Annotated in this window: 20 protein-coding genes; 10 read left to right on the forward strand and 10 right to left on the reverse strand. The window is 67.0% G+C overall.

The window, feature by feature from the left end:
* Positions 1–3: 3 nt before the first annotated feature.
* Both QX094_RS10225 and QX094_RS10230 read right to left on the reverse strand, forming a co-directional pair.
* A complete protein-coding gene (locus QX094_RS10225) occupies positions 4–879 on the reverse strand; it encodes a tetratricopeptide repeat protein (protein WP_316187890.1) in 876 nt (291 codons plus the stop codon).
* 60 nt (positions 880–939) lie between these two features.
* Positions 940–2,244 (reverse strand): MFS transporter, encoded by a 1,305-nt coding sequence (locus tag QX094_RS10230; RefSeq protein WP_315717076.1) that lies wholly within the window; start codon positions 2,242–2,244, stop codon positions 940–942.
* Positions 2,245–2,500: 256 nt separating this feature from the next.
* Between QX094_RS10230 and QX094_RS10235 the strand changes: the two genes are divergently transcribed.
* The 4 genes from QX094_RS10235 to QX094_RS10250 are packed head-to-tail and all read left to right on the forward strand — an operon-like array spanning position 2,501 to position 7,111.
* Entirely contained in the window at positions 2,501–3,160 is a 660-nt protein-coding gene (locus tag QX094_RS10235; RefSeq protein ID WP_316187891.1) for an ABC transporter ATP-binding protein, read from the forward strand.
* Positions 3,157–5,619, forward strand: coding sequence for an ABC transporter permease (locus tag QX094_RS10240; protein WP_316187892.1), 2,463 nt, complete (start codon positions 3,157–3,159; stop codon positions 5,617–5,619). Before QX094_RS10235 ends, QX094_RS10240 begins: the two co-directional genes overlap by 4 nt.
* Entirely contained in the window at positions 5,609–6,691 is a 1,083-nt protein-coding gene (locus QX094_RS10245) for a lipocalin-like domain-containing protein (protein WP_316187893.1), read from the forward strand. Before QX094_RS10240 ends, QX094_RS10245 begins: the two co-directional genes overlap by 11 nt.
* A 27-nt stretch (positions 6,692–6,718) precedes the next feature.
* Positions 6,719–7,111 carry an MAPEG family protein gene (locus QX094_RS10250; protein ID WP_315827924.1) on the forward strand — a complete coding sequence of 131 codons (393 nt, stop codon included), beginning with the start codon at positions 6,719–6,721 and terminating at the stop codon, positions 7,109–7,111.
* Between the two features lie 59 nt (positions 7,112–7,170).
* On the opposite strand, the gene QX094_RS10255 is transcribed toward QX094_RS10250, so the two are convergent.
* Positions 7,171–8,358 (reverse strand): ABC transporter substrate-binding protein, encoded by a 1,188-nt coding sequence (locus tag QX094_RS10255; protein ID WP_315717071.1) that lies wholly within the window; start codon positions 8,356–8,358, stop codon positions 7,171–7,173.
* Between the two features lie 323 nt (positions 8,359–8,681).
* On the opposite strand from QX094_RS10255, the gene QX094_RS10260 reads away from it, so the two are divergent.
* The 5 genes from QX094_RS10260 (at position 8,682) to QX094_RS10280 (ending at position 13,466) form a co-directional block, all read left to right on the forward strand.
* The gene (locus QX094_RS10260; protein WP_315717069.1) at positions 8,682–10,244 is read left to right on the forward strand and encodes an AMP-binding protein; all 1,563 of its coding nucleotides are present in this window, start codon (positions 8,682–8,684) and stop codon (positions 10,242–10,244) included.
* A 91-nt stretch (positions 10,245–10,335) separates the two neighbouring features.
* The gene (locus QX094_RS10265; RefSeq protein WP_316165645.1) at positions 10,336–11,085 is read left to right on the forward strand and encodes a CBS domain-containing protein; all 750 of its coding nucleotides are present in this window, start codon (positions 10,336–10,338) and stop codon (positions 11,083–11,085) included.
* Between the two features lie 12 nt (positions 11,086–11,097).
* The gene (locus QX094_RS10270; RefSeq protein WP_315717067.1) at positions 11,098–11,403 is read left to right on the forward strand and encodes a cytochrome c; all 306 of its coding nucleotides are present in this window, start codon (positions 11,098–11,100) and stop codon (positions 11,401–11,403) included.
* Positions 11,404–11,734: 331 nt separating this feature from the next.
* Positions 11,735–13,117, forward strand: a complete 1,383-nt coding sequence (locus QX094_RS10275) for a PAS domain S-box protein (RefSeq protein WP_316165647.1) — start codon at positions 11,735–11,737, stop codon at positions 13,115–13,117.
* Positions 13,104–13,466: a response regulator gene (locus tag QX094_RS10280; RefSeq protein ID WP_315717065.1), complete on the forward strand. Its 363-nt coding sequence runs from the start codon at positions 13,104–13,106 to the stop codon at positions 13,464–13,466. The genes QX094_RS10275 and QX094_RS10280 overlap by 14 nt, the downstream gene beginning before the upstream one ends.
* A 227-nt stretch (positions 13,467–13,693) precedes the next feature.
* Here the strand turns inward: QX094_RS10280 and QX094_RS10285 are convergent, their stop codons facing one another.
* The 4 genes from QX094_RS10285 to QX094_RS10300 form a co-directional block, all read right to left on the reverse strand.
* Positions 13,694–15,649 carry an acetyl-CoA carboxylase biotin carboxylase subunit gene (locus QX094_RS10285; RefSeq protein ID WP_316188207.1) on the reverse strand — a complete coding sequence of 652 codons (1,956 nt, stop codon included), beginning with the start codon at positions 15,647–15,649 and terminating at the stop codon, positions 13,694–13,696.
* Positions 15,650–15,666: 17 nt separating this feature from the next.
* Positions 15,667–17,283, reverse strand: coding sequence for an acyl-CoA carboxylase subunit beta (locus QX094_RS10290; protein ID WP_316185575.1), 1,617 nt, complete (start codon positions 17,281–17,283; stop codon positions 15,667–15,669).
* A gap of 140 nt (positions 17,284–17,423) precedes the next feature.
* Positions 17,424–19,019 carry an AMP-binding protein gene (locus QX094_RS10295; RefSeq protein WP_315827919.1) on the reverse strand — a complete coding sequence of 532 codons (1,596 nt, stop codon included), beginning with the start codon at positions 19,017–19,019 and terminating at the stop codon, positions 17,424–17,426.
* Positions 19,020–19,138: 119 nt separating this feature from the next.
* Positions 19,139–20,005 carry a 3-keto-5-aminohexanoate cleavage protein gene (locus tag QX094_RS10300; RefSeq protein WP_316187894.1) on the reverse strand — a complete coding sequence of 289 codons (867 nt, stop codon included), beginning with the start codon at positions 20,003–20,005 and terminating at the stop codon, positions 19,139–19,141.
* A gap of 186 nt (positions 20,006–20,191) precedes the next feature.
* Between QX094_RS10300 and QX094_RS10305 the strand changes: the two genes are divergently transcribed.
* Positions 20,192–22,774, forward strand: coding sequence for a cation-translocating P-type ATPase (locus tag QX094_RS10305; RefSeq protein ID WP_316187895.1), 2,583 nt, complete (start codon positions 20,192–20,194; stop codon positions 22,772–22,774).
* On the opposite strand, the gene QX094_RS10310 is transcribed toward QX094_RS10305, so the two are convergent.
* The 3 genes from QX094_RS10310 to QX094_RS10320 form a co-directional block, all read right to left on the reverse strand.
* A complete protein-coding gene (locus QX094_RS10310) occupies positions 22,744–23,535 on the reverse strand; it encodes a helix-turn-helix domain-containing protein (protein ID WP_315717060.1) in 792 nt (263 codons plus the stop codon). The two genes, QX094_RS10305 and QX094_RS10310, sit on opposite strands and share 31 nt — an antisense overlap.
* A 177-nt stretch (positions 23,536–23,712) precedes the next feature.
* Positions 23,713–24,369, reverse strand: a complete 657-nt coding sequence (locus QX094_RS10315) for a glutathione S-transferase family protein (RefSeq protein ID WP_315717059.1) — start codon at positions 24,367–24,369, stop codon at positions 23,713–23,715.
* Positions 24,369–25,538 carry an acyl-CoA dehydrogenase family protein gene (locus tag QX094_RS10320; RefSeq protein ID WP_315717058.1) on the reverse strand — a complete coding sequence of 390 codons (1,170 nt, stop codon included), beginning with the start codon at positions 25,536–25,538 and terminating at the stop codon, positions 24,369–24,371. Before QX094_RS10320 ends, QX094_RS10315 begins: the two co-directional genes overlap by 1 nt.
* Positions 25,539–25,599 lie beyond the last annotated feature (61 nt).

Genomic DNA, 25,599 nt, shown 5'->3' on the forward strand with positions numbered 1-25,599 from the left:
ACGTCAACTGGCCGCGGCGACTGTCTCGGCAAGCCTTGCAAGCTCGGCTTGCGCGGCGGGATGCTCGTTGAACCAGGGTGGCAACGAGCGCAGCGCGATCTCGAGTGCCCTGCCGGCCTCGTCTTTGCGGCCGTGCAGGAGATGCCACTCACCGATGTAGAAATAGGCTTCAGCCTGTTCTGGAGCCGTTGCCGCCGCGTTCAACAGCTGCTGCGCCGTCGAACGCTCCATGAGAAGATCGAACACGGGCCAGGGCCACTGCCCCGCCGCCCAGTACGCCGCGAAAGAAGCGAGATCTGGCTTGGCGCGCCCCGGCAACCGAGCCAGCGACAGGTAACGAAACAGGGCCGCATAGGGCTCGAACTGGAGCGCGAGCGATCGTTCCATGTCAGCTGCCGCGGCTTCGAACCTGCCGCGGCAGAACTGAATATAGCCACGTCCCCGATGCATGACCGGGTCTTTGGGCGCGAGGCCGACTGCTGTCGTGCTCTGGGCGATCGCGCGATCCAGATCGCCCTTCACATGATGAAGGTACGCGAGCTCGCCATGAGCCGCCGCGAGCCTGGGCTCGAGCGCGAGAGCGCGCGTCTGGTCGTCAATGGCGCCGTCGAAGTCGCCGAGGAATTTGCGTGACACGCCGCGGGCGCCGTAGGTCTGCGCGTTGGGCTTGAGCTTGAGCGCGAGACCAAGATCCTCGATCGAGCTGGCGTAGCTGCCCATGCCCTGGAGCGCCACGCCGCGATTGTGGTAAGCGTAATGGTTGCGCGGATTGAGCTGAACCACCTTGCTGAAGTGGAAGATGGCGCCCGAGAAGTCCTCGATCGTCAGGCATCGCACGCCGCGCCAGTACTGCAGCATATGAGAGAACAGGCGCATCATGCGGGACCTCACGCGGGTGAATGCGAGGCCGCCTCCTGATGACCCCGGGCGGGGGTTGTATCACGCAAATTCCGGCGCCACACCCTGCTGCGCCTGCAGGCGCGCACGCTCGCTGTTGGGCCAGAGCAGCGCCAGACCCAGCAGGCCGGAGATCACCATGATGACAGCATTGATGGTGAAGCCGGACATGTAGCCTTCGAGCAGGCTGCCAGAGGCCTGGATCATCTTGCCCATCACGAGGGGCGCAACGATGCCGGCGAGCGTATAGAGCGCGCCGTAGATCGCCATGGCGGCGCCGCGCTGCGTGACCGGGGTGAACTCGCCGATCATCGGCGGGCAGACGACGTAGATCGAGCCGCACAATCCTGATCCGACCACGAGCAGCGCGATCTTTGCCGAAGCGGCGTCGACATGCGGCATCATCGCCATCAGCCCGCCGCCGATCACGAGCGGCGTCGCGCCGACCACGCCACGGGCCATGCGTGTGGAGACGCCACGCGCCATCAGCGTCTGCGACACAAAGCCCGTGGTCAGCACCACGCACGCGCCGAAGATCCAGGGCAGGATCGAGATGAAGCCGGCCTGCTGCTGCGAGAAGCCGAGGCCTTTCACCAGGAACGGCGTGAACCAGGTCAGCCCGAGCGACAGCGCCCAATAGGCGCCGAAGGTCGCGGCGACGCAGCCGACGAAGGTCCGCGACGTCAGCAGTTGCAGATAGGGAACGCGCCGCTCGCGCAAGCCGGCGAGCTCGACCTCCGCCAGCGGCCCTTCCTTGCCCAGCCACAGCCACGCCACGCTCCACATCAGCCCGACCACGCCGAGTGCGCCGAAGGCATAGTGCCAGCCGTGATTCACGATGATCCAGTTCAGCGCGGGCACGGCGAGGATGACGCCGAAGGCGGATCCCTGTGACAGGATCGCGGTCGGCATCGCCCGCTTCTCATCGGGGAACCATTTGTAGACCGCGTGAACGGCGACGGACGCCGCGGGACCTTCGCCGGCGCCGAGAATGATGCGGCAGATCAGCAGCGTGGTGAAGCCGACGGTGCCCACCATCGGGAATTGCGCGAGCGCCCAGATCAGCGCCAGCACCAGCAGCACCCAGCGCGTCGGCACCTTGTTGACGACGAAGCCGACGACGATCGCCGAGATCGAGAACAGGAAGAAGAAGGATGATCCAAGCAGGCCGAACTGCTCGGCGTTCAGATTGAGCTCGGTCATGATCGGCACGCCGGCGAGCCCGACCACGATCTTGTCGGCGAAGTTCACCAGCATGAACAGGAACAGCAGGAAGGTGATCTTCCAGGCGCCTTTCGGCGTCGCGCTTGCGCGGGATGTGCCCTTCAGCGTCGTTGGCGCGGCCATGGTCCTTCCCCATTCTGTCATGATCCGCCCCTGTCGTCCGGGCGTTTTGACGATGCTACCCACGAAGCGGCTTCGCAGGCAACCGGCTGGCGCGCTAAGTTATTGCTGCAACGCGGGAATCCGCCCTCTTGGGCTGCATCGCGATACCCTCGCAACCTGATTGCGCGCGGCCGGCATCACATCAGGGGCGTCATGAAGAACGAGCGCGTGATGTTCGCGCTGGCCCTTGTTATGTTGTGACGCAACAACCCCGATCATGCTCGTGCTCAGCGTCCGTCATCTCACCAAGTCCTATCGATCCGGCGGCGAGCCGATCCACGTCCTGCGTGGCGTCGACCTCGACGTCTCCTCCGGCGAGCGCGTCGCGCTGACCGGCGAATCCGGCTCCGGCAAGAGCACGCTGCTGCATCTCATCGCCGGGCTCGATGCCGCCGACAGCGGCGACATCCTGCTCGACGGCGTTTCGGTCGGGGCGCTCGACGATTCGGCACGCGCGGCGGTCCGGCGCGAGCGGCTCGGCCTCGTGTTCCAGCAGTTCAATCTGGTGCCGAGCCTGTCGGTTCAGGACAATCTCAGTTTCCAGGCGCGGCTGGCCGGTCGGCACGATCCGGCGTGGCACGCCGAGCTTGTCGAGCGGCTCGGGCTGAAGTCGCTGCTCAAGCGCTATCCGGAGCAACTGTCGGGCGGACAGCAGCAGCGCGTCGCGATCGGCCGCGCGCTGGCGGTCAAGCCGGCCCTGCTGCTCGCGGACGAGCCGACCGGCAATCTCGACGAGGACACCGCCGACGAGGTGATGGCGCTGACGCGCGACCTCGTCGCGCGCACCGGCTGCGGCTTCCTGATGGTGACGCACAGCGCGCGGCTCGCGGCGATGCTCGACCGCCGCGTCCACCTGCATGGCGGGCGCATCGCATGAGGCGCGCGCTGTGGATTCTCGCCGTGCTGCTCAGCCACTGGCGCCGGCATCCGATGCAGCTCGCGACCTTGCTGATCGGGCTGATCTCGGCGACCGCGCTGTGGAGCGGCGTGCAGGCGCTGAACCAGCAGGCGCGCAGCTCCTATGATCGCGCCGCGGCGATCTTCGGCGGCGCGCGCACGCCGATGCTGGTCGCGACCGACGGCAAGATGCTGCCGCAGAGCGTGTTCGCGGAATTGCGCCGCGCCCGCTGGCCGGTGTCGCCGGTGCTCGAGGGCCGCGTGCAGATCGACGGCCACTCGGTGCGGCTGCTCGGCATCGAGCCGTTCAGCATCCCCCGGGAGGTCGGCAATGCGCCGATGGTCGGGCGCAGCGAGCTCGAGGCCTTTCTCACACCGCCACATCGCACCTTGATCTCGCCGGAGACGCTGGCCGATCTCGGACTGAAAGACGGCACGGCGCCGCGGCTCAGCAACGACGCCCTGCTGCCACCCTTGATGGCGCAGCAGCAGCTCGCGCCCGGCGTGCTCGTGGTCGATATCAGCGACGCGCAGCGGCTGCTCGACAGGCCCGGCCAGATTTCGCGGCTGCTGGTCGGCAAGACGTCGGTCCAACGACCGCCGTTGCAGTCGTTCGCGGGCGGCCGGCTACAGCTCGTGCAGCCGGAGGCCGAGACCGACCTGGAGCGACTGACCGACAGCTTCCACCTCAACCTCACCGCCTTCGGCCTGCTGTCCTTCGTCGTCGGCCTGTTCATCGTCAATTCCGCCATCGGCCTCGCCTTCGAGCAGCGCCTGCCGGTGCTGCGCACCTTGCGCGCCTGCGGCGTGTCGGCGCGCCAGCTCAACGGCGTGCTGATCGGCGAGCTCATCGCCTTTGCCTTGGTGGCAGGGCTCGTCGGGCTGGTGTGCGGCTACGTCATCGCCGCCGCGCTGCTGCCGAACGTGGCGGCATCGCTGCGCGGCCTGTATGGAGCGCAGGTGCCGGGCGAGCTCAGCCTGCAGCCGGAATGGTGGTTTGCGGGCCTCCTCATCAGCATCGCCGGCGCGCTCGCAGCCGCGACGACCAGCCTGGTCAAATCGATGCGGCTGCCGATCCTCTCCACCGCGCAGCCCTATGCGTGGCAGGAGGCACAGCGGCGCTGGCTGCGCTTGCAGAGCGCGGTCGCGCTCGCCTTCTTCGTCGCCGCCGGCCTGCTGCTGTGGCTCGGGCAGTCGCTGCTGGCCGGCTTCGGCGTGCTCGCGGCGATGATGCTCGGCGCGGCGCTGCTGCTGCCCGCGATCCTGGAGCTGGTGCTGCGGCTCGGCGAGCGCGGCGCGCGCGCGGCGCTGGCGCAATGGTTCTGGGCCGACAGCCGCCAGCAGATCTCGGGCCTGTCGCTGGCGCTGATGGCGCTGCTGCTCGCGCTCGCCGTCAATGTCGGCGTCGCCACGATGGTCGAGACCTTCAGCCGCACCTTCCTGGTCTGGCTCGATGGCCGGCTCGCCGCCGACGTCTACGTCAGCGCCGCGGATGAAGCGCAGGCGCGCGACATCCAGACCTGGCTGCGCGCGCGGCCCGATGTCCAGGCCGTGCTGCCGGGCGGACGCGCCGAAACGCAGTTGGCGGGCGCGCCGATCGACATTCTCGGCCTGCCCGATCACGACACCTATCGCGACCATTGGCCGCTGCTGCAGGCCGGCGACAGCGCCTGGAAGCAGCTGGTGCGCGGCGACGCCGGCTTCGTCAGCGAGCAGTTGGCGCGCCGGCTCCATCTGTCTGTCGGTGACAGCATCGACCTCCCCGCATCCGGCGGCGACTGGCGCATCACGATCGCCGGCATCTATGCCGACTACGGCAATCCCAAGGGCCAGATCACGGTCAACGTCGCCGCGCTGACGCGCCGCTTCCCGGCGACGCCCATCACGCGCATGGCCGTGCGCGCAGCGCCGCCCGACGTGCCGGGACTGATCAGCGCGCTGACCGACAAATTCGGCCTGGACGGCCGCAACGTCATCGACCAGGCCACCGTGAAGCAGGAGTCGAAGCAGATCTTCAACCGCACTTTCGCGGTCACCGGCGCGCTCAACACCTTCACGCTGGGCGTCGCCGCGATCGCGCTGCTGACCAGCCTGCTGACCTTGGCGAACTCGCGGCTGCCGCAGCTCGCACCCTTATGGGCCATCGGGCTGACGCGGCGGCGGCTCGCCGAAGTCGAGCTGTTGAAGACGCTGTCGCTCGCCGGCCTGACCGCGCTGCTCGCGCTGCCGCTCGGGCTCGTCGTGGCGTGGTGCCTGATCGCGATCGTCAATGTCAAAGCGTTCGGCTGGCGGCTGCCGTTCGACGTGTTCCCGCTGCAGCTCATCCGGCTGCTAGTCGTCACGCTGGTCGCGGCGGTGATCGCCTCGTTGCTGCCGGTGCTGCGGCTGGCCCGGATGCAGCCGGCCGATCTGGTCAGGACCTTTACCATTGAGCGCTAGAACGACGATCACGCGGCGCGGCCTGATCGGCGGGCTCGGCCTGCTGGCCCTGCCGCGCCTCGCACATGCACAGGGCTTTGCGGGCCTGAGCGACAGCGCCGACGGCTTTGCGCCGGTGACGCCCGGACGAGCGTTCGGCTTCCCTGCGGATCACGGGCCGCACGACGATTTCCGCATCGAGTGGTGGTACGTCACCGCAAACCTCAGCGATAGCAGCGGCAAGGCCTATGGCCTGCAATGGACCCTGTTCCGCTCGGCGGCCCGGCCGGGACCGCAGGGCGAAGGTTTCGACAATCAGCAGCTCTGGATGGCGCATGCCGCGGTGACGCGTGCCGACAGTCACCGATCGACGGAAAAGTTCGCGCGCGGCGGCGTCGGTCAGGCCGGCGTCGAGGCCAAGCCGTTCCAGGCCTGGATCGATGACTGGCAGCTGCGCGGCACCGCCGCGACCGACGATCGATCGCTGGCGCCGCTCGACATGACGGCCGCCGGGCCGGACTTCTCCTACGCGCTGCATCTGGAGGCCGACCGTCCGGTGGTGCTGCAGGGCATCGGCGGCTACAGCCGCAAATCCGAGCGCGGCCAGGCGTCTTACTATTACAGCCAGCCGTTCTACCGCGCCCGCGGCCAGATCAATTTCGACGACACGCCGGTCGAGGTGACAGGCGTGGCCTGGCTCGACCGCGAATGGAGCAGCCAGCCGCTGGCCGCCGACCAGAGCGGCTGGGACTGGTTCGCGCTGCATTTCTCCGGCGGCGAGAAGCTAATGCTGTACCGGATGCGGCAGGGCAATGGCGACTACACGTCCGGCACCTGGATCACGGCGGACGGCGTCTCGCGCGCGCTCGGCCCCGGGGGCATCGTGATGACGCCAAAGGATATCGTTGCGATCGGTGAGCGCAGGCTGCCGGTCGGCTGGCGCGTCGAGATATCAGCGCTCGGCATCGCCATCGATACCGCGCCGCTCAACTCCAAGGCCTGGATGGGCACCCGCGTGCCCTATTGGGAGGGACCGATCAGCTTCAAGGGCAGCCACACCGGGATGGGCTATCTCGAGCTGACGGGATATTGAAAAGCCGTCATCAGGGGGGAACCGCGCATGTATCACTTCACCGCACTCGTCACCGTGCTCGCGCTCATGCTGTATTTCTACATGGGGGTCCGCGTCGCGCAAGCGCGCGCCAGGTTCGGCGTCAAGGCGCCGGCCGTCACCGGCAATCTCGATTTCGAGCGCACCTATCGCGTGCAAGTGAACACGCTTGAATGGATGCCGATCTTCCTGCCGGCGCTGTGGCTGTTCGCGATCTATATCAGCGACCCGATCGCGGCCCTGATCGGCCTCGTCTGGATCGCGGGTCGCGCGATGTACATGGTGTCCTATGCGAAGGCCGCGGAGAAGCGCGGCCCCGGTTTCGGCGTGCAGGCGCTCGCCGCATCCGTACTCCTCGCCGGCGCGCTGATCGCCATCCTGTGGCGGATGCTGCACGGCTGATTGCTGCACCCATCGCCGTCGCCCCGGCTTTCGCCGCGACGGCGGCGATGGTGTGACGATCACTTCGTCAGCGGACAGCCGCTCTCCTTGGCGGTGAAGAACGCCTTGTCGCCGGGCACCGTGGCGAGCTGCTTGTAGTAGTCCCACGGCTTCTTCGATTCCGACGGCTTTTTGACCTCGAACAGGTACATGTCGTGGACCATGCGACCGTTGGCGAGCACCTTGCCCTGCGCGAAGGCGTCGTCGACCGGCAGCTCCTTCAGCTTGGCCGCCACCGCGTCGGAGTCCTTGGTTCCGGCGGCCTTCACCGCCTTCAGATAGGACAATGTCGCGGAATAGGTGCCGGCGTGGATCATGCTCGGCATCCGGCCGGTGCGCTTCATGAAGCGCTCGCTGAAGGCGCGGGACTTGTCGTCGCGATCCCAGTAGAAGCCTTCGGTGAGGATCAGGCCCTGCGCCGCCTCCAGCCCGAGACCATGCACCTCGGACAGGGTCATCAGCAGGCCGGCGAGCTTCTGCCCGCCCTTGACGATGCCGAACTCGGCCGCCTGCTTGATCGAGTTGGTGGTGTCGAGGCCGGCATTGGCAAGCCCGATGATCTTGGCCTTCGAGCTCTGCGCCTGCAGCAGGAAGGAGGAGAAGTCCGACGAGTTGAGCGGGATGCGCACCGAGCCCAGCACCTTGCCGCCCTTCGACGTCACGATGTCGCTGGTGTCCTTCTCCAGCGCATAGCCGAAGGCGTAGTCGGCGGTCATGAAGAACCAGGTATCGCCGCCGGATTCGACCAGCGCGCCGCCGGTGCCAACCGCGAGCGCGCGGGTGTCATAGGCCCAGTGGAAGCCGTAGGGCGTGCAGGCATCGCCCGATATGCGCGAGGTCGCGGCACCGACGACGATGTCGATCTTCTTCTTCTCCTTCGACAGATCCTGGATCGCCAGCGCGACCGAGGAGGTCGTCAGCTCGGTGATCATGTCGACACCCTCGGTGTCGTACCAGCGCCGCGCGATCGACGAGGCGAGATCGGGCTTGTTCTGATGGTCGGCGGTGACCAGCTCGACCTTCTGCCCCAGCACCTCGCCGCCGAAATCCTCGATCGCCATCTTGGCCGCTTCGACGGAATATTTGCCGCCGTAGTCGGCATAGACGCCGGACTGGTCGTTGAGGATGCCGATCTTGACCTGCGCCGACGCCGGCGCCGCCGCCAGCAGCGCACCGACGGCCGCAAAAGCCAGCAAACCCGATTTCATATGGTCTCTCCCCGCATGTCTTGGTCTTGAGATGTCATTCGTTGGAATGCGCGCTCATGTTATGCCAGAACCCCGGCCACGCCCATCCCTTCCCGCCTCAGCCAATCGGCTGACAGCCATGTTGAGAGACGCAGGCTCCTCCGCTACATTCGCGTCCAAACAACGAGCCGTCCCGCCGGGATGGTGCGCAGGGAAGGAAACCGCCTGGACGCGTGAGGCAGCACCGTCTGCATCGCGTCGCCATGCCGAGGTGCCGCGGCAGGCGCCTTCCTCCCGCCTGCGCGCCGCGCCGCGGCGAGCTGCGCGCATCGGCAGGAGGACACATGTACACCGGCAAGCACGCCCGGCTGCGCCCATTGCAGCCTGCCTTCATCATGGCCTCGACCGGCGAGGCGGTGACCTATCGCGAGTTGGAGGCGCGCAGCAACCGGCTGGCGCATCTGTTCCGCCAACGCGGCCTGAAGCGGCTCGACCACTATTCGATCTTCATGGAGAACAACAGCCGCTATCTGGAGGCGTGCGGCGCCGGCGAGCGCTCCGGGCTGTATTTCACCTGCGTGAACTCCTACCTTACGCCCGGCGAGCTGGCCTACATCCTCAATAACAGCCGGTCGCGGCTTCTGATCACCTCCCTCGCCAAGCTCGACGTCGCGCGCGAGGCGCTGAAGGAGGCGCCCGACATCGAGCTCTGCATCGTCGCCGATGGCCGACGGGACGAACTTGGCGAGAGCGAGCGGATCGTCGGCCTCGCCGAGGCCACGGCCGGCCTGCCGGCGACGCCGATCGCCGACGAATGCGTCGGCACCGCGATGCTGTACTCCTCCGGCACCACGGGCCGGCCGAAGGGCATCCTGCGGCCGCTGCCCGAGCAGCCGCCGGTTCAGCAGCTTCCGATCTTCGACTTCTTGGAAAGACTGTGGCGCTACCGCGAAGGCATGATCTACCTGTCGCCGGCGCCGCTCTATCACTCCGCGCCGCAGGCCGCGGTCAACCTCACCATCCGCGTCGGCGGCACCGCCATCATCATGGAGACGTTCGACCCCGAGCGCTACCTGCAACTGGTCGAGCAATGGGGCATCACGCATACGCAATTGGTGCCGACGATGTTCTCGCGCATGTTGAAACTGCCGGAAGAGATCCGCACGCGCTATGATCTCTCCTCGCTCGAGGTCGCGATCCATGCCGCCGCGCCCTGCCCGGCACAGGTCAAGGAGGACATGATCAGATGGTGGGGGCCGATCATCCACGAATATTACGGCGCCACCGAAGGCCTCGGCTTCACCGCCTGCGACAGCGCGGAATGGCTCGCGCATCGCGGCACCGTCGGCAAGGTGCTGTTCGGCGACCTGCACATTCTCGATGAGACCATGCAGCCGTGCCCGACAGGAACGGCCGGCACGGTGTGGTTCAAGACGGGATCGCCGTTCGAGTACTTCAACGACCCCGAGCGCACCAAGGAGGCCCGTTCGGCCGACGGCAGCATGAGCACCGTGGGCGACGTCGGCTATGTCGATGCCGACGGCTATCTCTATCTCACCGACCGCGCCACCTTCATGATCATCTCCGGCGGCGTGAACATCTACCCGCAGGAATGCGAGAACCTGCTGATCACGCATCCGAAGGTCGCCGATGCCGCCGTGTTCGGCGTGCCCAACCCCGATCTCGGCGAGGAGGTGAAGGCGGTGGTCCAGCCGATGTCGGGCATCATGCCTGGGCCCGAGCTGGAAGAGGAGCTGATCGCGTTCTGCCGGCAGTCGCTGTCGCGGCAGAAGGTGCCGCGCTCGATCGATTTCGAGAAGGAGCTGCCGCGGCTGCCGACCGGCAAGCTCTACAAGCGCCTGCTGCGCGACCGCTATTGGGGCAACAAGACGTCAAGGATCGTATAGGGCGGCACGACCTCGGATTGATCCTGGTCAAGCGCGCGCGGTGCCGCGCAGCTATTCTCCGCCAATTGCGATCGCAGCACGAGACGACGACATGCGCGCTCATCAAATCATGACCAGATCCGTGATCGCGGTGACGCCCGGAACCCCGGTGGCCGAGGCAGCGCGGATCATGCTGCGCAACCACATCGGCGGGCTGCCTGTGGTCGACGCGTCCGGCACGCTCGTCGGCATGGTCACGGACGGTGATTTCCTGCGCCGCGCCGAGCTCGGCACCGAACGCAGGCAAGGCCGCTGGCTCGACCTCTTGGTCGGCCGCGGCCGCATCGGCGCCGACTTCGTCCATTCCCACGGCCGTACGGTTGGCGACATCATGAGCCAGCCTCCTGTCACGGTCAGCGTCGATGCCAGCCTGGCGGAGATCGCCGAGATCATGGAGAAGCGCAACATCAAGCGTCTCCCTGTGATGAGTGGCGACCGGTTGGCCGGCGTGGTGACCCATACGGATTTCCTGCAAACCGTGGCCGACCTCGCCACTGCCGTTCCAGGCCCCACCCCTGACGATGACGGGATCCGCAACGCCATCCTCGATTCACTCGACCAGGCCGCCTGCAAGCATTGCCGCTTCAACGTCGTCGTCCGCAACGGTATCGCGCATCTCACGGGCGCGGTGCGCAGCGAGAAGGAGCGGGCCACGGCGATCGTGGCGGCCAAGAGCGTCCAGGGCGTCAGGAACGTGCGCGACCACATGTGGGTCTATCCGCCGCCAGAGGACGAGTTCGGCGGCGGTGACATCGTCTCGCTGCAGGACCAGCCGTCGACCGACGACGACCAGCCGCTGTGAGGAGAGCCGGGCGTGCGACGTGCCTCCGTACCATCGCTGCTGCTGCTGGTCCTGCTGTCCGCCCCGGCGGCCGCCGAGGATCTCGATCACGGCCGCCAGCTCGCCGAGCGCTGGTGCGCCGCCTGCCACGCCGTGGCCACAGAGCCGACCAAGTTCCGGCGCGCCCGGCCGTTCGTCGCCATCGCGGCCAGGGATGACGTGACGAAGGAGATGCTGGCCAAGTTCCTCCTGCTTCCCCACGCGACGATGGCCAACAATCCGCTCAGTGCGAATGATGCGGCCGACCTGGCAGGCTACATCCTCAGCCTGAGGAAGTAGTTGATGCGACATTCGCCAATGGGTTGAGCCGCCCCCCCGGTCGGCGGCGTCCGGATGCAAGCGGACCCCTGGCGCCGAACGTTCGGCGGCAATTTAGCAGGATCTCCTGGAACAAAACGCCCATGCCTGCGTTCTCCGTGTTCGCCGTCGTGAGCTGGAGCACGTCGCACGGCCCCAAGGGGGTCTGCCGACGGCAAATCGTCCTGTCCTCGTTGCCGGAAAAACCAACAACAAGCAGCGATCGAGATAGCCCTTGCATTTGTACACAAACAAGTTGGTAATCCGGTGCACGGCGTCTTCTCTGCCGACCTGTTAGCAAGGAGCCTGCGACGTGCACGGAATGCCCGGCGCCTCCCCCGCCCCACGCGTAACCGACGACGATACGGCCTATCTGGCGGCGATCGTGGAGTCCTCGGCCGACGCCATTGTCGGCACCACCGCCGACGGCGTCATCCGCAGTTGGAACGCGGCCAGCGAACGGATGCTGGGGTTCACCGCGGCTGAAATGATCGGCAGATCCGTCTCCGAGATCATCCCCCCCGAGCTGGCGGAAGAAGCGAGCGCCTTGCGCGCCAGGGTCAACGCGGGCGAAGCGATCGAGAGCTTCGAGACCGTCCGGCTGACCAAGCAGGGACGCCCGATCGAGGTCTCCATCACGTTTTCGCCGATCCGCAGCAGCACCGGCGTGATTGTCGGCATCTCCAAAGTCATCCGCGATGTCACGCTGTCGAAGAAGACCGAGCGTGCGGCGGCGATGCTCGCGGCCATCGTCGCCTCGTCCTCGGACGGCGTCGTCAGCAAGACGCTGGACGGCACGATCACCAGCTGGAACAAGAGCGCCGAACGCATCTTCGGCTTCTCGGAAGGCGAGATGATCAACCGCTCGATCCGCACGATCATCCCGCAGGAGCGCCAGGCCGAGGAGGACCGGATCCTCGCCACCGTCCTATCCGGCGCGATCATCGACAATTTCGAGACCATCCGCCTGCGCAAGGATGGGGCGCTCATCGACGTGTCGGTGACGGTCTCGCCGGTCCGGGACTCCAGCGGCCGCATCATCGGCGCCTCCAAGATCGTGCGTGACATCACCGACAAGCGCCAGACAAGGGAGCAGTTGCGCACCTTGCTGGCCGAGGTGAACCACCGCAGCAAGAACCTGCTGTCGCTGGTGCAGGCGATCGCCCGGCAGATGACCCGTCACGGCCGCCAGCTCGACCTCAACCGCTTTCTGGAGCGCCTGCAGGCGATCGCGAGCAATCAGGATCTCCTGATCCAGAACGATTGGCGTTTCATTCCACTCGGCGGCCTGGTCCGCTCGCAGCTCGGGGCGTTCAGCGACTTGATCGGCGACCGCATCGCGATCGACGGGCCGCCGATCGAGCTGACGCCGGAGGCCGCGCAGTCGATCGGCATGGCAGTCCACGAGCTCGCCACCAACGCCGCCAAATATGGCGCACTGTCGAACGACGAGGGACGGATCGCGGTCCGCTGGACGCGCATCGACGACAGCTTCGACATGACGTGGGTCGAAAGCGGCGGACCTGAGGTCGCGCCGCCGGAGCACACCGGCTTCGGAAGCCGGGTGATTTCCGATCTGGTACGCGCCGGCCTGGATGGAACGGTCGAGGTCGAGTTCCTGCCGACCGGACTACGCTGGCACCTGAGGTGCCCCCTGCAACGCCTCTGCCGCGACCGTCATCATGCGCGACAGTGAGAAGACTCATCTCCTGATCGTCGAGGACGATCCCATGATCGGCTTCGACCTCGCGGTCGAGCTCGAAGCCGCCGGATTCACGGTCGTCGGCGTGGCGGCGACCGTGCACAAAGCCCTCCATCTGCTGGAGCGGAATCACTGCGATCTCGCCGTGCTCGACGTCAATCTCGGGCAGGAAACATCGGCGCCGATCGCGCGCGCTTTGGTCGCGGCCGGCGTGCCCTTCGTCGCCGTCACCGGCTATTCCGTCGATCAATGCCCGGAAGAATTCGCCACGGCACCGCTGCTGTCGAAGCCGTTCCAGACGTCGCGGCTGGTAGCCGCACTGAAGCGGCAATTGCATCAGTGAAGTCTGTTGCAGCGGGAGACGAGCTTCCGCGTGACGTGGCTGCAGCGGTTGCATCTTCGAGACAAGCCGACCTCTCCCCGCAACTGCCAGCGCAATCGCTTGTGGCGGTCTCCGTCTTTCGACCGTCTGTTTCCACGTCGTCATGGCCGGGCTTGTCCCGGCCATCCACATCGACGTCGCGCCCTGAAAGGACGCAGGCAGGCAACTCACGCCCACCTGCCCGACGGTCAGGCCGCAATCTCCGCCACGATCCGCCCCGTCGTCACCTGGTCGCCCTCGGCGACCTCGATCGCGGTCACCGTTCCGGCGATGCCGGCGGTGTGGACGTGCTCCATCTTCATCGCCTCGAGCGTCACCACCGGCTGTCCCACAGCCACGCTGTCGCCCGGCTTCACCAGCACCGCGACCACACGACCATTCAACGCCGCGCGAACCCTGCCATCACCGCCGCCAGCGGCTGAGGATTGCGGCCTCGCCAACGTCACGTCGCGCAGCGCCAGCGTCTGGTCGCGATGCTGGACGAACAGCCGATCGTTGTCGCGGACGAAGCGGGCGCTCTCGACGATCCCGGCGTGACGAACGCGGATCGCATCATCCGTGAGCGACACGATCTCGAAGCGATGCTCTGCATCGCCACGCGTCACGCGATAGATTCCGTCACGCTCGCGCAGCAGCTCGCACTCGGCCACCTCACCGGCGATCTCGAACCGGAGCGGCGTCGCGAAGGCTGCCGCGAGCGAGCGGCCGCGGCGGACGGGATGCGCGAGCGGATGGCTGACGGAGAGCAGCAACGCACCCAGCGCGAGGTCTGCCGCTTCGACCGCCGGCGCACGCAGCTCGTCACGATGCGCCGCGATGAATGCGGTGGTCGCCTTGCCCGCGGAGAAGGCCGGATGCCGCAGGCAGGACATGAGGAAGGCCCGGTTGGTCGGGACGCCCAAGGCAACGGCCTGCTCCAATCCGGCGATCAGTCTTGCGCGCGCCTCCTCACGAGTCGCAGCATGGCTGATCAGCTTGGCGATCATCGAATCGTAATGGGGCGGGATGTCGGCGCCGGACTCCAGCGCATGCTCGACCCGGATCGTCCCGGGCATCTGCCACAGCGTCATCCGCCCGGACTGCGGCATGAAGTCGTGCGCCGCATCCTCGGAGCACAGTCGCACCTCGATCGCGTGCCCCGAGAAGCTGACCTGCTCCTGGCGCAACGGCAGGGGCTCGCCGGCGGCGATGCGCAATTGCCATTCGACGAGATCGAGTCCCGTCAGTGCCTCTGTCACGGGATGCTCGACCTGCAGCCGCGTGTTCATCTCCATGAAGTAGAATTGGCCGTCGCCGTCGAGCAGGAATTCCAGGGTGCCCGCGCCCTCATAGCCGAGCGCCTTCACCGCCTGCACCGCCACGGCGCCCATGCGCGCGCGCAGCTCCGGCCCGACCGCGGGCGACGGCGCCTCCTCGATCAGCTTCTGGTGCCGGCGCTGCACCGAACAGTCGCGCTCGCCGAGATGGATGGCATTGCCGTGCCGATCGCCGAACACCTGGATCTCGATGTGGCGCGGATTGGCGATCGCCTTCTCCAGGATGACGGTGCCGTCACCAAACGCGGCGGCCGCTTCGGAGCGCGCACTGCGCAGCAAATCGGGGAACGCGCCGGCGTCTGCCACGAGCCGCATGCCGCGGCCGCCGCCACCGGCGACGGCCTTGATCATTACCGGGAAACCAATGCGGCGCGCCTCGCGCAGCATTGCGTCGTCGCCCTGGTCCTCCCCCTGATAGCCGGGTACGCAGGGCACACCGGCGCAACTCATGATCACCTTGGCGCCGGCCTTGTTGCCCATCGCCTTGATCGCCTCGGGCGATGGCCCGATGAACACCAGACCGGCCTCCTTGCACGCTTGCGCAAAATCCTCGTTCTCGGCGAGGAAGCCATAACCGGGATGCACGGCATCCGCGCCCGTCGCCTTTGCCGCGGCGATGATCGCTGCGATGTTGAGATAGGACTGTGCCGGCGGCGGCGCGCCGATGCGGACCGCCTGATCGGCGAGCCGGACATGCGGCGCCTCAAAATCTGCATCGGAATAGACTGCGACCACGCCGTAGCCGAGCCGGCGCGCGGTGCGCATGATCCGCAAGCCGATCTCACCGCGGTTGGCGATCAGCACCTTGTGGAACGGCCTGCGTTGCATTCCCGTCATCTCTCCGCTCATGGCCTGGACACCGAGAACTGCATGCGCTGCGGCTGCCGCGCCTCCGCCTCGCGGCAGATCGCCAGCACCTCCGACAGCACCGCGCGGGTGTCGCGCGGATCGATCACGCCGTCGTCGAGCACGCGCGCCGAAGTCGCAAACACGTCCATCTGGCTGTCGAACACGCCGATGATCTGCGCCTTCATGGCGTCGAGCTTCTCGCGTTCCACCGGCTTGCCGCGGCGCGCTGCGGCCGCTTCGGTCACGATCGCCATCGTCTCCGCCGCCTGCTCACCACCCATCACGGCGGTCTTGGCGTTGGGCCAGGAGAAGCAGAAGCGCGGGTGGAAGCCGCGGCCGCACATGCCGTAATTGCCCGCCCCGAACGAGGCCCCGCAATAGATCGTGATCTGCGGCACGGTCGCCGACGTCACCGCCTGGATCATCTTGGAGCCGTGTTTGATCATGCCGGCCTCCTCATAGGCGCGGCCGACCATGTAGCCGGTGGTGTTGTTGAGATACAGGATCGGTGTGCGCGTCTGGCAGCAGGCCTGGATGAAGTGCGTCGCCTTGTTGGCGCCCGCCGGATCGAGCGGGCCATTGTTGGTGACGATGCCGATCGCCTGGCCCTCGATGCGGGCATGGCCGCACACCGTCGCAGGCCCGTAGTTCGGCGCCATCTCGACGAAGTCACTGTCGTCGACGATGCGCGCAATGACCTGGCGCATGTCGACGGGGCGCTTGTGGTCGAGCGGCATGATGCCGAGCAGCTCCTCCTGATCGTAGCGCGGCGGCTGTACCGGCGACGACTCCTGCGATGGCCGGTCCCAGTTGAGCTTGCCCATGATTTCGCGCGCGATGCGCAGCGCGTCGCGATCGTCCTCGGCGAGATAGTCGCCGAGCCCGGAGATCGAGGTGTGCATCTCGGCGCCGCCGAGCTCCTCCTCGGTGGCGATCTCGCCGGTCGCGGCCCTCAACAGCGGCGGCCCGGCGAGGAAGGCACGGGTGCGTCCGCGCACCATCACGATGTAGTCGGACAATCCGGTCTGATAGGCGCCGCCCGCGGTCGACGAACCATGCGTCACGGTGACGACCGGAAGGCCCGCCGCCGAGAGCCGCGCCAGATTGCGAAAGATGTTGCCGCCGCGGACGAAATCCTCGACGCGGTAGCGCAGCAGGTTGGCACCGGCACTCTCGACCAGTTGCACGTAGGGCAGCTTGTTCTCCAGCGCCAGCTCCTGCACGCGCAGGGTCTTGTCGAGGCCGTAAGGCTGCAGCGCGCCAGCATCGATGCCGGCGTCGTTCGCCGAGACCATGCAGCGCACGCCGGACACGAAGCCGATGCCGGCGACGACGCCGCCGCCCGGCACACTCTTGGCCGGGTCCGGCGTATCGAACATGTAGCCGGCAAGCGTCGATAGCTCCAGGAACGGCGCGCCGGGATCGAGCACCAAGGCGACGCGCTCGCGCGGCAACAACTGGCCGCGCTGATGGAAGCGCTCCTTTGCCGCCGCCGAGGCATTGCGCGTGCGCGCCTCGAGATCGCGCATCCGCGCGATCAGGTCGAGCATGCCGTCACGGTTGGCTTGGAAGGCCGCGCCGGCGGGAGAGATGGTGTTGTCGATCACTGCCACGAACGAGGTTCTCTCTTTTGGCCGTCATTCCGGGGCGCGCGGAGCGCGAGCCCGGAATCCATACTCCCGATGGTGGTTATGGATTCCGGGCCTGGCCCTTCGGGCCATCCCGGAATGACGGCGGAAGTCGTTGATACGGCTCACGCGCTCTTCGCGAAATGCTCGCCGTAGGCCTGGCGCAGCTCGACCTTGCGCAGCTTGCCGGTAGCCGTCATCGGCATCTCCTCGAGCACCCGCACCAGCTTCGGCACCTGGAAGCCGCCAAGCGACTTGCGGCAGTGCTCGAGCAGCTCGGTCTCACTGGCCTGCGCGCCGGGCTTGAGCTTGACGAAGGCCGAGACGGCCTCGCCCCATTGCGGATGCGGCAGGCCGACGACGGCGGCATTCTGCACCGCCGGATGCGCCAGCAGGGTCTCCTCGATCTTGACCGAGGCGACGTTCTCGCCGCCGGACTTGATCATGTCCTTCTTGCGATCGAGGAACAGCACCTCGCCCTTGTCGATGACCGCGAGGTCGCCGGTGTGGTGCCAGCCGAACTTGCGGGCGTCCTCGGTCGATTTCGGATCCTTGTAGTAGCCCAGCATCACGTTGGGCCCGCGATGCACCAGCTCGCCGATCTCGCCGGGCGGCAGCAGATTTCCGGCATCGTCCATGATGGCGGTCTCGTTGACGAACAGCGACTCGCCCCAGTAGTTGCCGAAGCGGTCGAGCTGGACCTCGGGCCGCGACATCGTCGTCGCCGGATACATCTCGGTCTGACCGCTGGTCAGCGCGAAGTTCGGACACAGCTCCTTGATCGCGCGCTCCAGCAGCGGCCGGCCCATCGGCGCCATGGTGTAGAGGCAGGTGCGCAGATGCGAAAGATCGAACTCCTTCCGCCGCGGATGATCGAGGATGGCTTGGTACATCAGCGGCAGACCGACGAACACGGTCAGCCGATCGCGTACGATCGCCTCCATGCAGGCGACCGGGTCGAAGCCGCGCATCAGCGCCATGCGGCCGCCGACCGAGAGATAGCTGAGCAGCAGCACGTGACCGGCACAGTGGAACAGCGGGAACTGCCCGGTGATGCCGTCGTCGCGCGAGAGCTGCATCTCGATGCAGTTGCTCATGACGGCCATCACCACGGCGAGGTGACAGTGCATCGCGCCCTTCGGCCGCGACGTCGTGCCCGACGTGTAGATGATCATCGCGAGATCGCGATCGTTGATCTCGATCTCGGGCTCGACGTCCGAATGCCCCTGGATGAGGTCGGTGAAGCTGGCGAGCCCCGCGGTCCTCGCCGTGCCGGTGAGATCGACGGCGACCAGCTCGACGCCGCGCTGTTCCAGCGCCGCCCGCCGCTCCGGCTGCGCAAACAGATTGTCATCGACGAGCGCGAAGCGCACCTCGGCATGGCCGAGGATGTAATCCATGTCGGCGGGCCCGAGCATCGTATTGATCGGCACCCAGACGAGACCGGCGCGATGGATGCCGAACAGCGCTTTGACGAACTCGATCGAGTTGTTGCAGACGGTCGAGATCTTCTCGCCCGGCTTCAGCCCCTTGGCGACGAGATGGTTCGCAAACCGATTGGCATCGCGCTCGAGCTCGGTGAACGTCACCTGACGGGCGCCATCGGTGATCGCCACCCGCTCGGGAAAGCGGCGCGCCGCGCGCTTCAGGAGGTCGCCGATCGCAACCCGGCCGATGCGGCCGGGACCGGACACGCCGCCGGTGGCGTCGAGATTGGTCATTGGTCTGTTCCCTCCCCATTCACGTCATTGCGAGGAGCCGAAGGCGACGAAGCAATCCAGGGCGTCATGCAGAACTCTGGATTGCGTCGCTGCGCTCGCAATGACGGCGTCTGCCTGCGTCAGTTCACCGTGCCGAACATCTGCCGCGCCTCGTCCGGGCTTGCGATCTCGCGGCCGGCGCGCCGCGCGCACGCCGCGATGGCCTCGATCAGCTGGCCGTTCGAGGTCACCTTGGTGCCGTCGGCGAGATAGAACGTGTCTTCCAGCCCGGTGCGGAGATGGCCGCCGAGCTCGGCGCAGCGCTGGTGCAGCGGCCAGATCTCCGCCCGGCCAATCGCCGTGACTTGCCAGTGCGCTTCCTGCAGCTTCAGCTTGAGCAGGATCGGCAGCAGCTCGGGATCGGCCGGCATGCCGGAGGCGACGCCCATCACGAAGTTGTATTCGAGCGGGCCGTCATACATGCCGGCCTGGCGATACATGCCGACGCAGCGGACGATGCCGACATCGAAGCATTCGAATTCCGGGATCGTGTGCGCGTCCTTCATCGCGTCGAGATAGTCCTGGATCTTCTCGACCGAGTTGTCGAACATCATCGGCGGCCAGGCCCAATTGTTGTCGGCCTTGACCTTCAGATAGTTCAGCGAGCCGGCATTGCAGGCCGCAATCTCCGGCCGGGTCTGCCGGATGCAGTCGAGCGCGCCTTGATAGTTCGGTCCGGACACGCCCGAGGTGTGATTGATGATCACGCCGGGACAGGCCTCCCGGATCGCCTGCTGGATCTCGCGGGAGACGTCGACGTCCCAGGACGGCAGATGCCCCTTGCCCGGCGCCTGCTGGCGCAGATGGATGTGCATGATCGCAGCACCAGCGTCATAGGCGCGCCGCGCCTCGCGCGCCATCTCCTCGGGCGTGACCGGCACATGATGCTGCCTGGGATCGGTGAGCACGCCGTTCAGCGCGCAGGTGATGACGGCTTTGTCGCTCATGGCACTCGTTCGATGGGCTGCGCGCAGGCGGCGCTGTGCTGACAGGATCCGTATATGACGGCCGCACGCCGGGATCTGCTTGCGTTGACTCGCTGGTGACATGCGGCGCAACCGGATATTGCTTTGCATCAAGTCCGCGGCCGGAAACGGCGCTAAGCGGTTCCTGCTTCTCCTCACGGGCGTGCAATGTCGATCGACCCACAACCTGCGCCGATGTTTCCCAATGGCTTGAGCGCGGCGGAGGCAGCGCGCCGGCTGCGGACGGAAGGCTTCAACGAGCTGCCGCAACCGGGCTCGCGCTCGATCCTGCGCCTCGTCGCCGACGTTCTGAAGGAACCGATGCTTCTCCTGCTGCTGGGCGGCGCCGGCATCTATCTCGCGCTGGGCGACGCGGCGGAAGCGATGCTGCTCGGCGTGTTCGCCTCGGCCTCCGTCTTCATCACCATCGTGCAGGAGGCGCGGACCGAGCGCGTGCTGGAATCGCTGCGCGACCTGTCAAGCCCGCGCGCCCTGGTGATCCGCGACGGCGAGCGCATCCGCATCGCCGGCCGCGAGGTGGTGCGCGGCGATCTCATCGTGCTGGCGGAAGGTGATCGCGTCGCAGCCGATGCGGTGCTGCGGCAATGCGACGATCTGCTGACAGATGAATCGTTGCTGACAGGCGAATCCGTGCCGGTGCGCAAGCGGCCGGCCGCCGGCGAAGCGATGGACGCGGCAACCGTGGCCGGCGGCGACGACCAGCCCTTCGTGTTCTCCGGCAGCCTGGTGGTGCGCGGCGGCGGCATTGCCGAGGTGATGGCGACCGGGCCGCACACGGCGATCGGCAGGATCGGCCAGTCGGTGACCGCCCTGGAGACCGAGACGCCGCGGTTGCGGCAGCAGACCCGGCGCCTGGTGCTGGCGTTCGCGATCGCCGGCGCCATCGTGGTTGCGGTCACGGTCGTGCTCTATGCGGTGTACCGCGGCGGCTGGCTGGAGGGAATCCTCGCCGGCATCGCGCTGGGCATGTCGATGCTCCCGGAGGAATTCCCGGTGGTGCTGACGGTGTTTCTGGCGATGGGCGCCTGGCGCATCTCGCAGGCGCGGGTGCTGACGCGGCGCGCTTCGGCGATCGAATCGCTCGGCGCCGCCACCGTGCTGTGCTCCGACAAGACCGGCACGCTGACGCAGAACCGCATGATGGTGGCCAGGCTGGTGCTGCCGGACGGCGGCGCGCTGCAGCCTGCGACGGCGACGCCGGACGCCATCGCACCGCCCTTCCGCGATCTCGTCGCCACCGCCGTGCTCGCCTGCGACCCGCAGTCGCATGATCCGATGGAGCAGGCGCTGCACGCGCTCGGCGCCGACGCCACCGCGGGCGCCACGTTGCAGCGGCGCTACGGTCTGCGCCCCGACCTGCTGGCGATGACCAACGTCTGGTCGCGCGACGGCGCCGGCGTCGTGGCGGCCAAGGGCGCGCCGGAAGCGATCGCATCGCTCTGCGGCGTCGACGGTGACGAGCTGGCGGCGCTGCAGGCGCGCGTCGAGACGCTCGCCGCCGAGGGCCTGCGCGTGCTCGGCGTCGCCCAGGCGAGCTGGAGCGGCGAGGCGCTCCCCGACACGCAACAGGACTTCGCGTTCTCGTTCCGCGGTCTCGTCGGCTTCGCCGACCCGCTGCGTCCGGAGGTGAAGGATGCCGTCGCCGAGTGCCGCTCCGCCGGCGTCCGCGTCATCATGATCACCGGCGACTATCCCGCGACGGCCACCGCCATTGCGCGGCAGGCCGGGATCGATCCCGAGCGCGTCATCGCGGGCCCCGAGCTTGCCGATCTCGACGACGACGCCCTGGCGCTTGCGGCGCGCGCGCCGACGGCGTTCGCGCGCATCATGCCGGAGCAGAAGCTGCGCATCGTCACCGCGCTCAAGGCCGACGGCGAGATCGTCGCGATGACCGGCGACGGCGTCAACGACGCGCCGTCGCTCAAGGCCGCGCATATCGGCATCGCGATGGGCGGCCGCGGCACCGACGTCGCGCGCGAGGCCTCGGCGATCGTGCTGCTCGACGATGATTTCGGCTCGATCGTCAAGGCGATCCGGCTCGGCCGGCGCATCTACGACAATCTGCGCAAGGCGATGAGCTTCATCCTCGCCGTGCACTTTCCGATCGCCGGGCTGGCGCTGCTGCCGCTCGTCACGGGCCTGCCGCTGCTGCTCGGACCCGTGCACATCGCCTTTCTCGAAATGATCATCGATCCCGTCTGTTCGCTGGTGTTCGAGGCCGAGACCGAGGAAAGCGACATCATGCGGCGGCCGCCGCGCGATCCGCAGGAGCCATTGCTGCCGCGGCCGCTGGTGCTGTGGGGGGCGCTGCAGGGCATCCTGGCGATGCTCACCACGGGCGGCGTCCTGCTGCTGGCACACCGCAACGGCATGCCGGACGACGAGCTCCGCGCGCTGGTGTTCTTCACCCTGGTGTCGGTGATCGTCAGCCTGATCTTCGTCAACCGCTCGTTCTCGAGCTCGCTGCGCGAGGCGCTGCTGCGGCCGAACCGCATGTTGCTGCTGGTGATCGGCTTCGTCGTCGCCGTGCTCGCGACAAGCCTGACGCTGCCCGCCGCCGCGGCGCTGTTCCGGTTCGGACCGCTGCACGCCGACGATCTCGCGCTGACCGCGACAGCCGCGCTGACCACGCTGATCATGCTCGAACTGTCGAAGTTCCCACTGCGCGCCGCGCTCGCGCGGCACGCAGCCAGGAAAGGTCAGGTCAAGGCGACCTCGCCGGCGCGGTAGATCGCGAGATCGCGCGAGCCGGAGAAGATCGCGCGCGGCTTCAGCCCGTAGAAGCGCCGGATCGAGTGGCTGAAATGCGTGGAATCCGGATAACCGATGTCCTGCGCGAGATGCGCCAGGTTGAGGTCCTGGTTGGCGTAGTTGAGCAGATGCCGCGCGCGCTTCCAGGCGCGGAACGAGCGGAAGGAGATGTCGGTCTCCTCCTTGAACAGATGCAGGAAGCGCGACGTCGAGAGCCCGACGGCGGCGGCGCAGCTCTCGGCCGTCGCCGGCTCGCCGGAGAAGCGGCTGATCAGCGCGATCGCCTTGACCACGCGCGGATCGAGCGTCCGCTGCGGCAGCACCTCGCCGAAGCACAGCCGGTCGAACACGGCGCTGGTGACGTCGCCGCTCAGCGGCCGCTGCACCAGCTCCTCATAGGCGGCGCGGATGCGGCCAGCATAGGCCTCCGCCTCGCGGGTGACCTTGCTCGCGAAGCGATCCAAGGTGCCGATCGGCACGCTCTCCGGCTCGATCGTTACGACGATGACGGTCCGATAGTCACTCTCGATCGTGTGCGGCCTGTTGGGCGGCACGACCAGCAGCTCGCCGCGACGCTCCTCGCCGCCGTCGGGAATCAGCCGCAGGCTGCCGGTGAGCGCGACGTAGATATGGCACGCGCCCGAGCAGCGCTGGCGCGGACGGCCGAGCAGCCCGGCGTAGAAGACGCGCTCGGGCGTGATCAGCATGAGATGGCCGGAGTCCCGGCGGGTCACATCCATGGTCTTCCTCCTGAGGCGCGGCTCTGTCGGCCGCTTCTTTGGAGAAGAACCATAGCGCAATTCGCGGCCCTGTCATCGGCGACGATTGCCGATTTTTGTCGCGGTTAACTCACCGATCCGAGATGATCGTCATTCCGGGGCGCGCGTGAGCATCGCCCCGGAATGACGTGCCTAAAGCTACGGCCTTACCCGCGGCTCGATGCCCTGCTCCACGCCCGCACGCTGCTCGGCGGCGCGTGCCCGCTGATAGCCCTCGCGCTGCTGCAATCGCACCCAATAGGCAGCCACATTCGGCCCAAAATCCTTGGCGAGCCCAAGCGTGTCTGCGAGACGCAATGCATAGCCGATCACGATGTCGGCCGCGGTGAAACGACCCGCGCACAAGAACTCGGCATTCGCGGTTGCTGCCTCCACGGCGCGCAGCCGTCCCAGGAACCACTTGGCATAATCGGTGGCGACCTGCGGCGAGCGACGCTCCTCCGGCTCGAGCTGAGTGTATCGCAATACCAGCGTCTGCGGGAACGTCAGCGTCGCGTCGGAGAAATACATCCAGTTCAGGAACGCGCCGTAGTCCTTTTCCTCAGGCCCGACCATCAGCGGCGTCGGGCCGTGCTTGATGCCGAGATAATGGCAGATGCCCGAGGACTCCGTCATTTTCGTCTCGCCGTCGATCATGAACGGGATCGTGCCGAGCGGATTGATCGCCAGATACTCCTTCGCCAGCACCCGCGGCGGGAACGGCAGCATCTTCAACTCGTAGTTAAGTCGAAGCTCTTCCAGCATCCACAACGGGCGAAACGAGCGGGCGCCGTCGCAATGATACAGCGTGATCATCAGGCGCTCCCAGCTTTGCCGGTGCCGGGCAAAGTCCCCATCATCTTGCACAGGATGGTCAACATGACCTCGTCGGCGCCGCCGCCGATCGAGCTCAGGCGCGAATCGCGATAGGCGCGGCTGACCGGGGTCTCGTTCATGAAGCCCATGCCGCCCCAATATTGCAGGCAGGCGTCGGTGAGCTCGCGGCCGAGCCGGCCGGTCTTGAGCTTCACCATGGTCGCGAGCCGCGTCACGTCCTCGCCGGCGATCAGCGCCTCCGCGGCCTGGTAGGTCAGCGCGCGCAGCAGCTCGACCTCGGTCTGCATTTCCGCGAGCTTGAAATGGACGACCTGGTTGTCGAGGATCGAGCGACCGAAGGCCTTGCGGTTGCGCGTGTACTCGATGGTCGCGTTGATGATGGACTCATGCGCCTTCAGGCAGGCGGCGCCCGCCCACAGTCGCTCCTCCTGGAACTGCATCATCTGATAGGTAAAACCCTGCCCCTCCTCGCCGATGCGGTTGCGCTTGGGCACCCGGACGTTGTCGAAGAAGATCTGCGCGGTATCCGACGAGCGCATGCCCATCTTGTCGAGCTTGCGCGCGACCTGCACGCCCTTGCTCTTCATCGGCACGCAGATCAGCGACTTGTTGCGATGGACAGGTCCGTCGCTGGTATTGGCGAGCAGGCAGATAAAATCGGCCTGGGTGCCGTTGGTGATCCACATCTTGCCGCCATTGATGACGTAGTCGTCGCCATCGCCGCGCGCCTGGGTCTTGATCGAGGCGACATCGGAGCCCGCGCCGGGCTCGGAGACGCCGATGCAGGCGACGTAGTCGCCTGAGATCGCGGGCGCCAGGAACTCCTTACGCACCTCGTCGGAGCCGAACCGCGCCAGCGCCGGCGTCGCCATGTCGGTCTGCACGCCGATCGCCATCGGGATCGCGCCGCAATTGATGGCGCCGAGCTCTTCCGCCATCATCAGCGCGTAGGAATAGTCCAGCCCCTGGCCGCCGAACTCGACCGGCTTGTTGAGGCCGAGAAAGCCGAGGTCACCGAGCTTCTTGAACAGCTCATGCGCGGGGAAGATGCCGGCTTCCTCCCATTCGTCGACGTGAGGATTGATCTCGGCGGCGATGAACTTCTGCAGGATGCGGCGCGGTTCGTCGTGGTCGGCGGAGAAGAGCATGTTTCATTCCCTGTCATTCCGGAGCGATCGCGAGCGACCGAACCGGGAATCTCGATATGGT

Origin of the sequence: Bradyrhizobium sp. SZCCHNS1050, from assembly GCF_032484785.1 — a bacterium.
Lineage (GTDB): Bacteria > Pseudomonadota > Alphaproteobacteria > Rhizobiales > Xanthobacteraceae > Bradyrhizobium.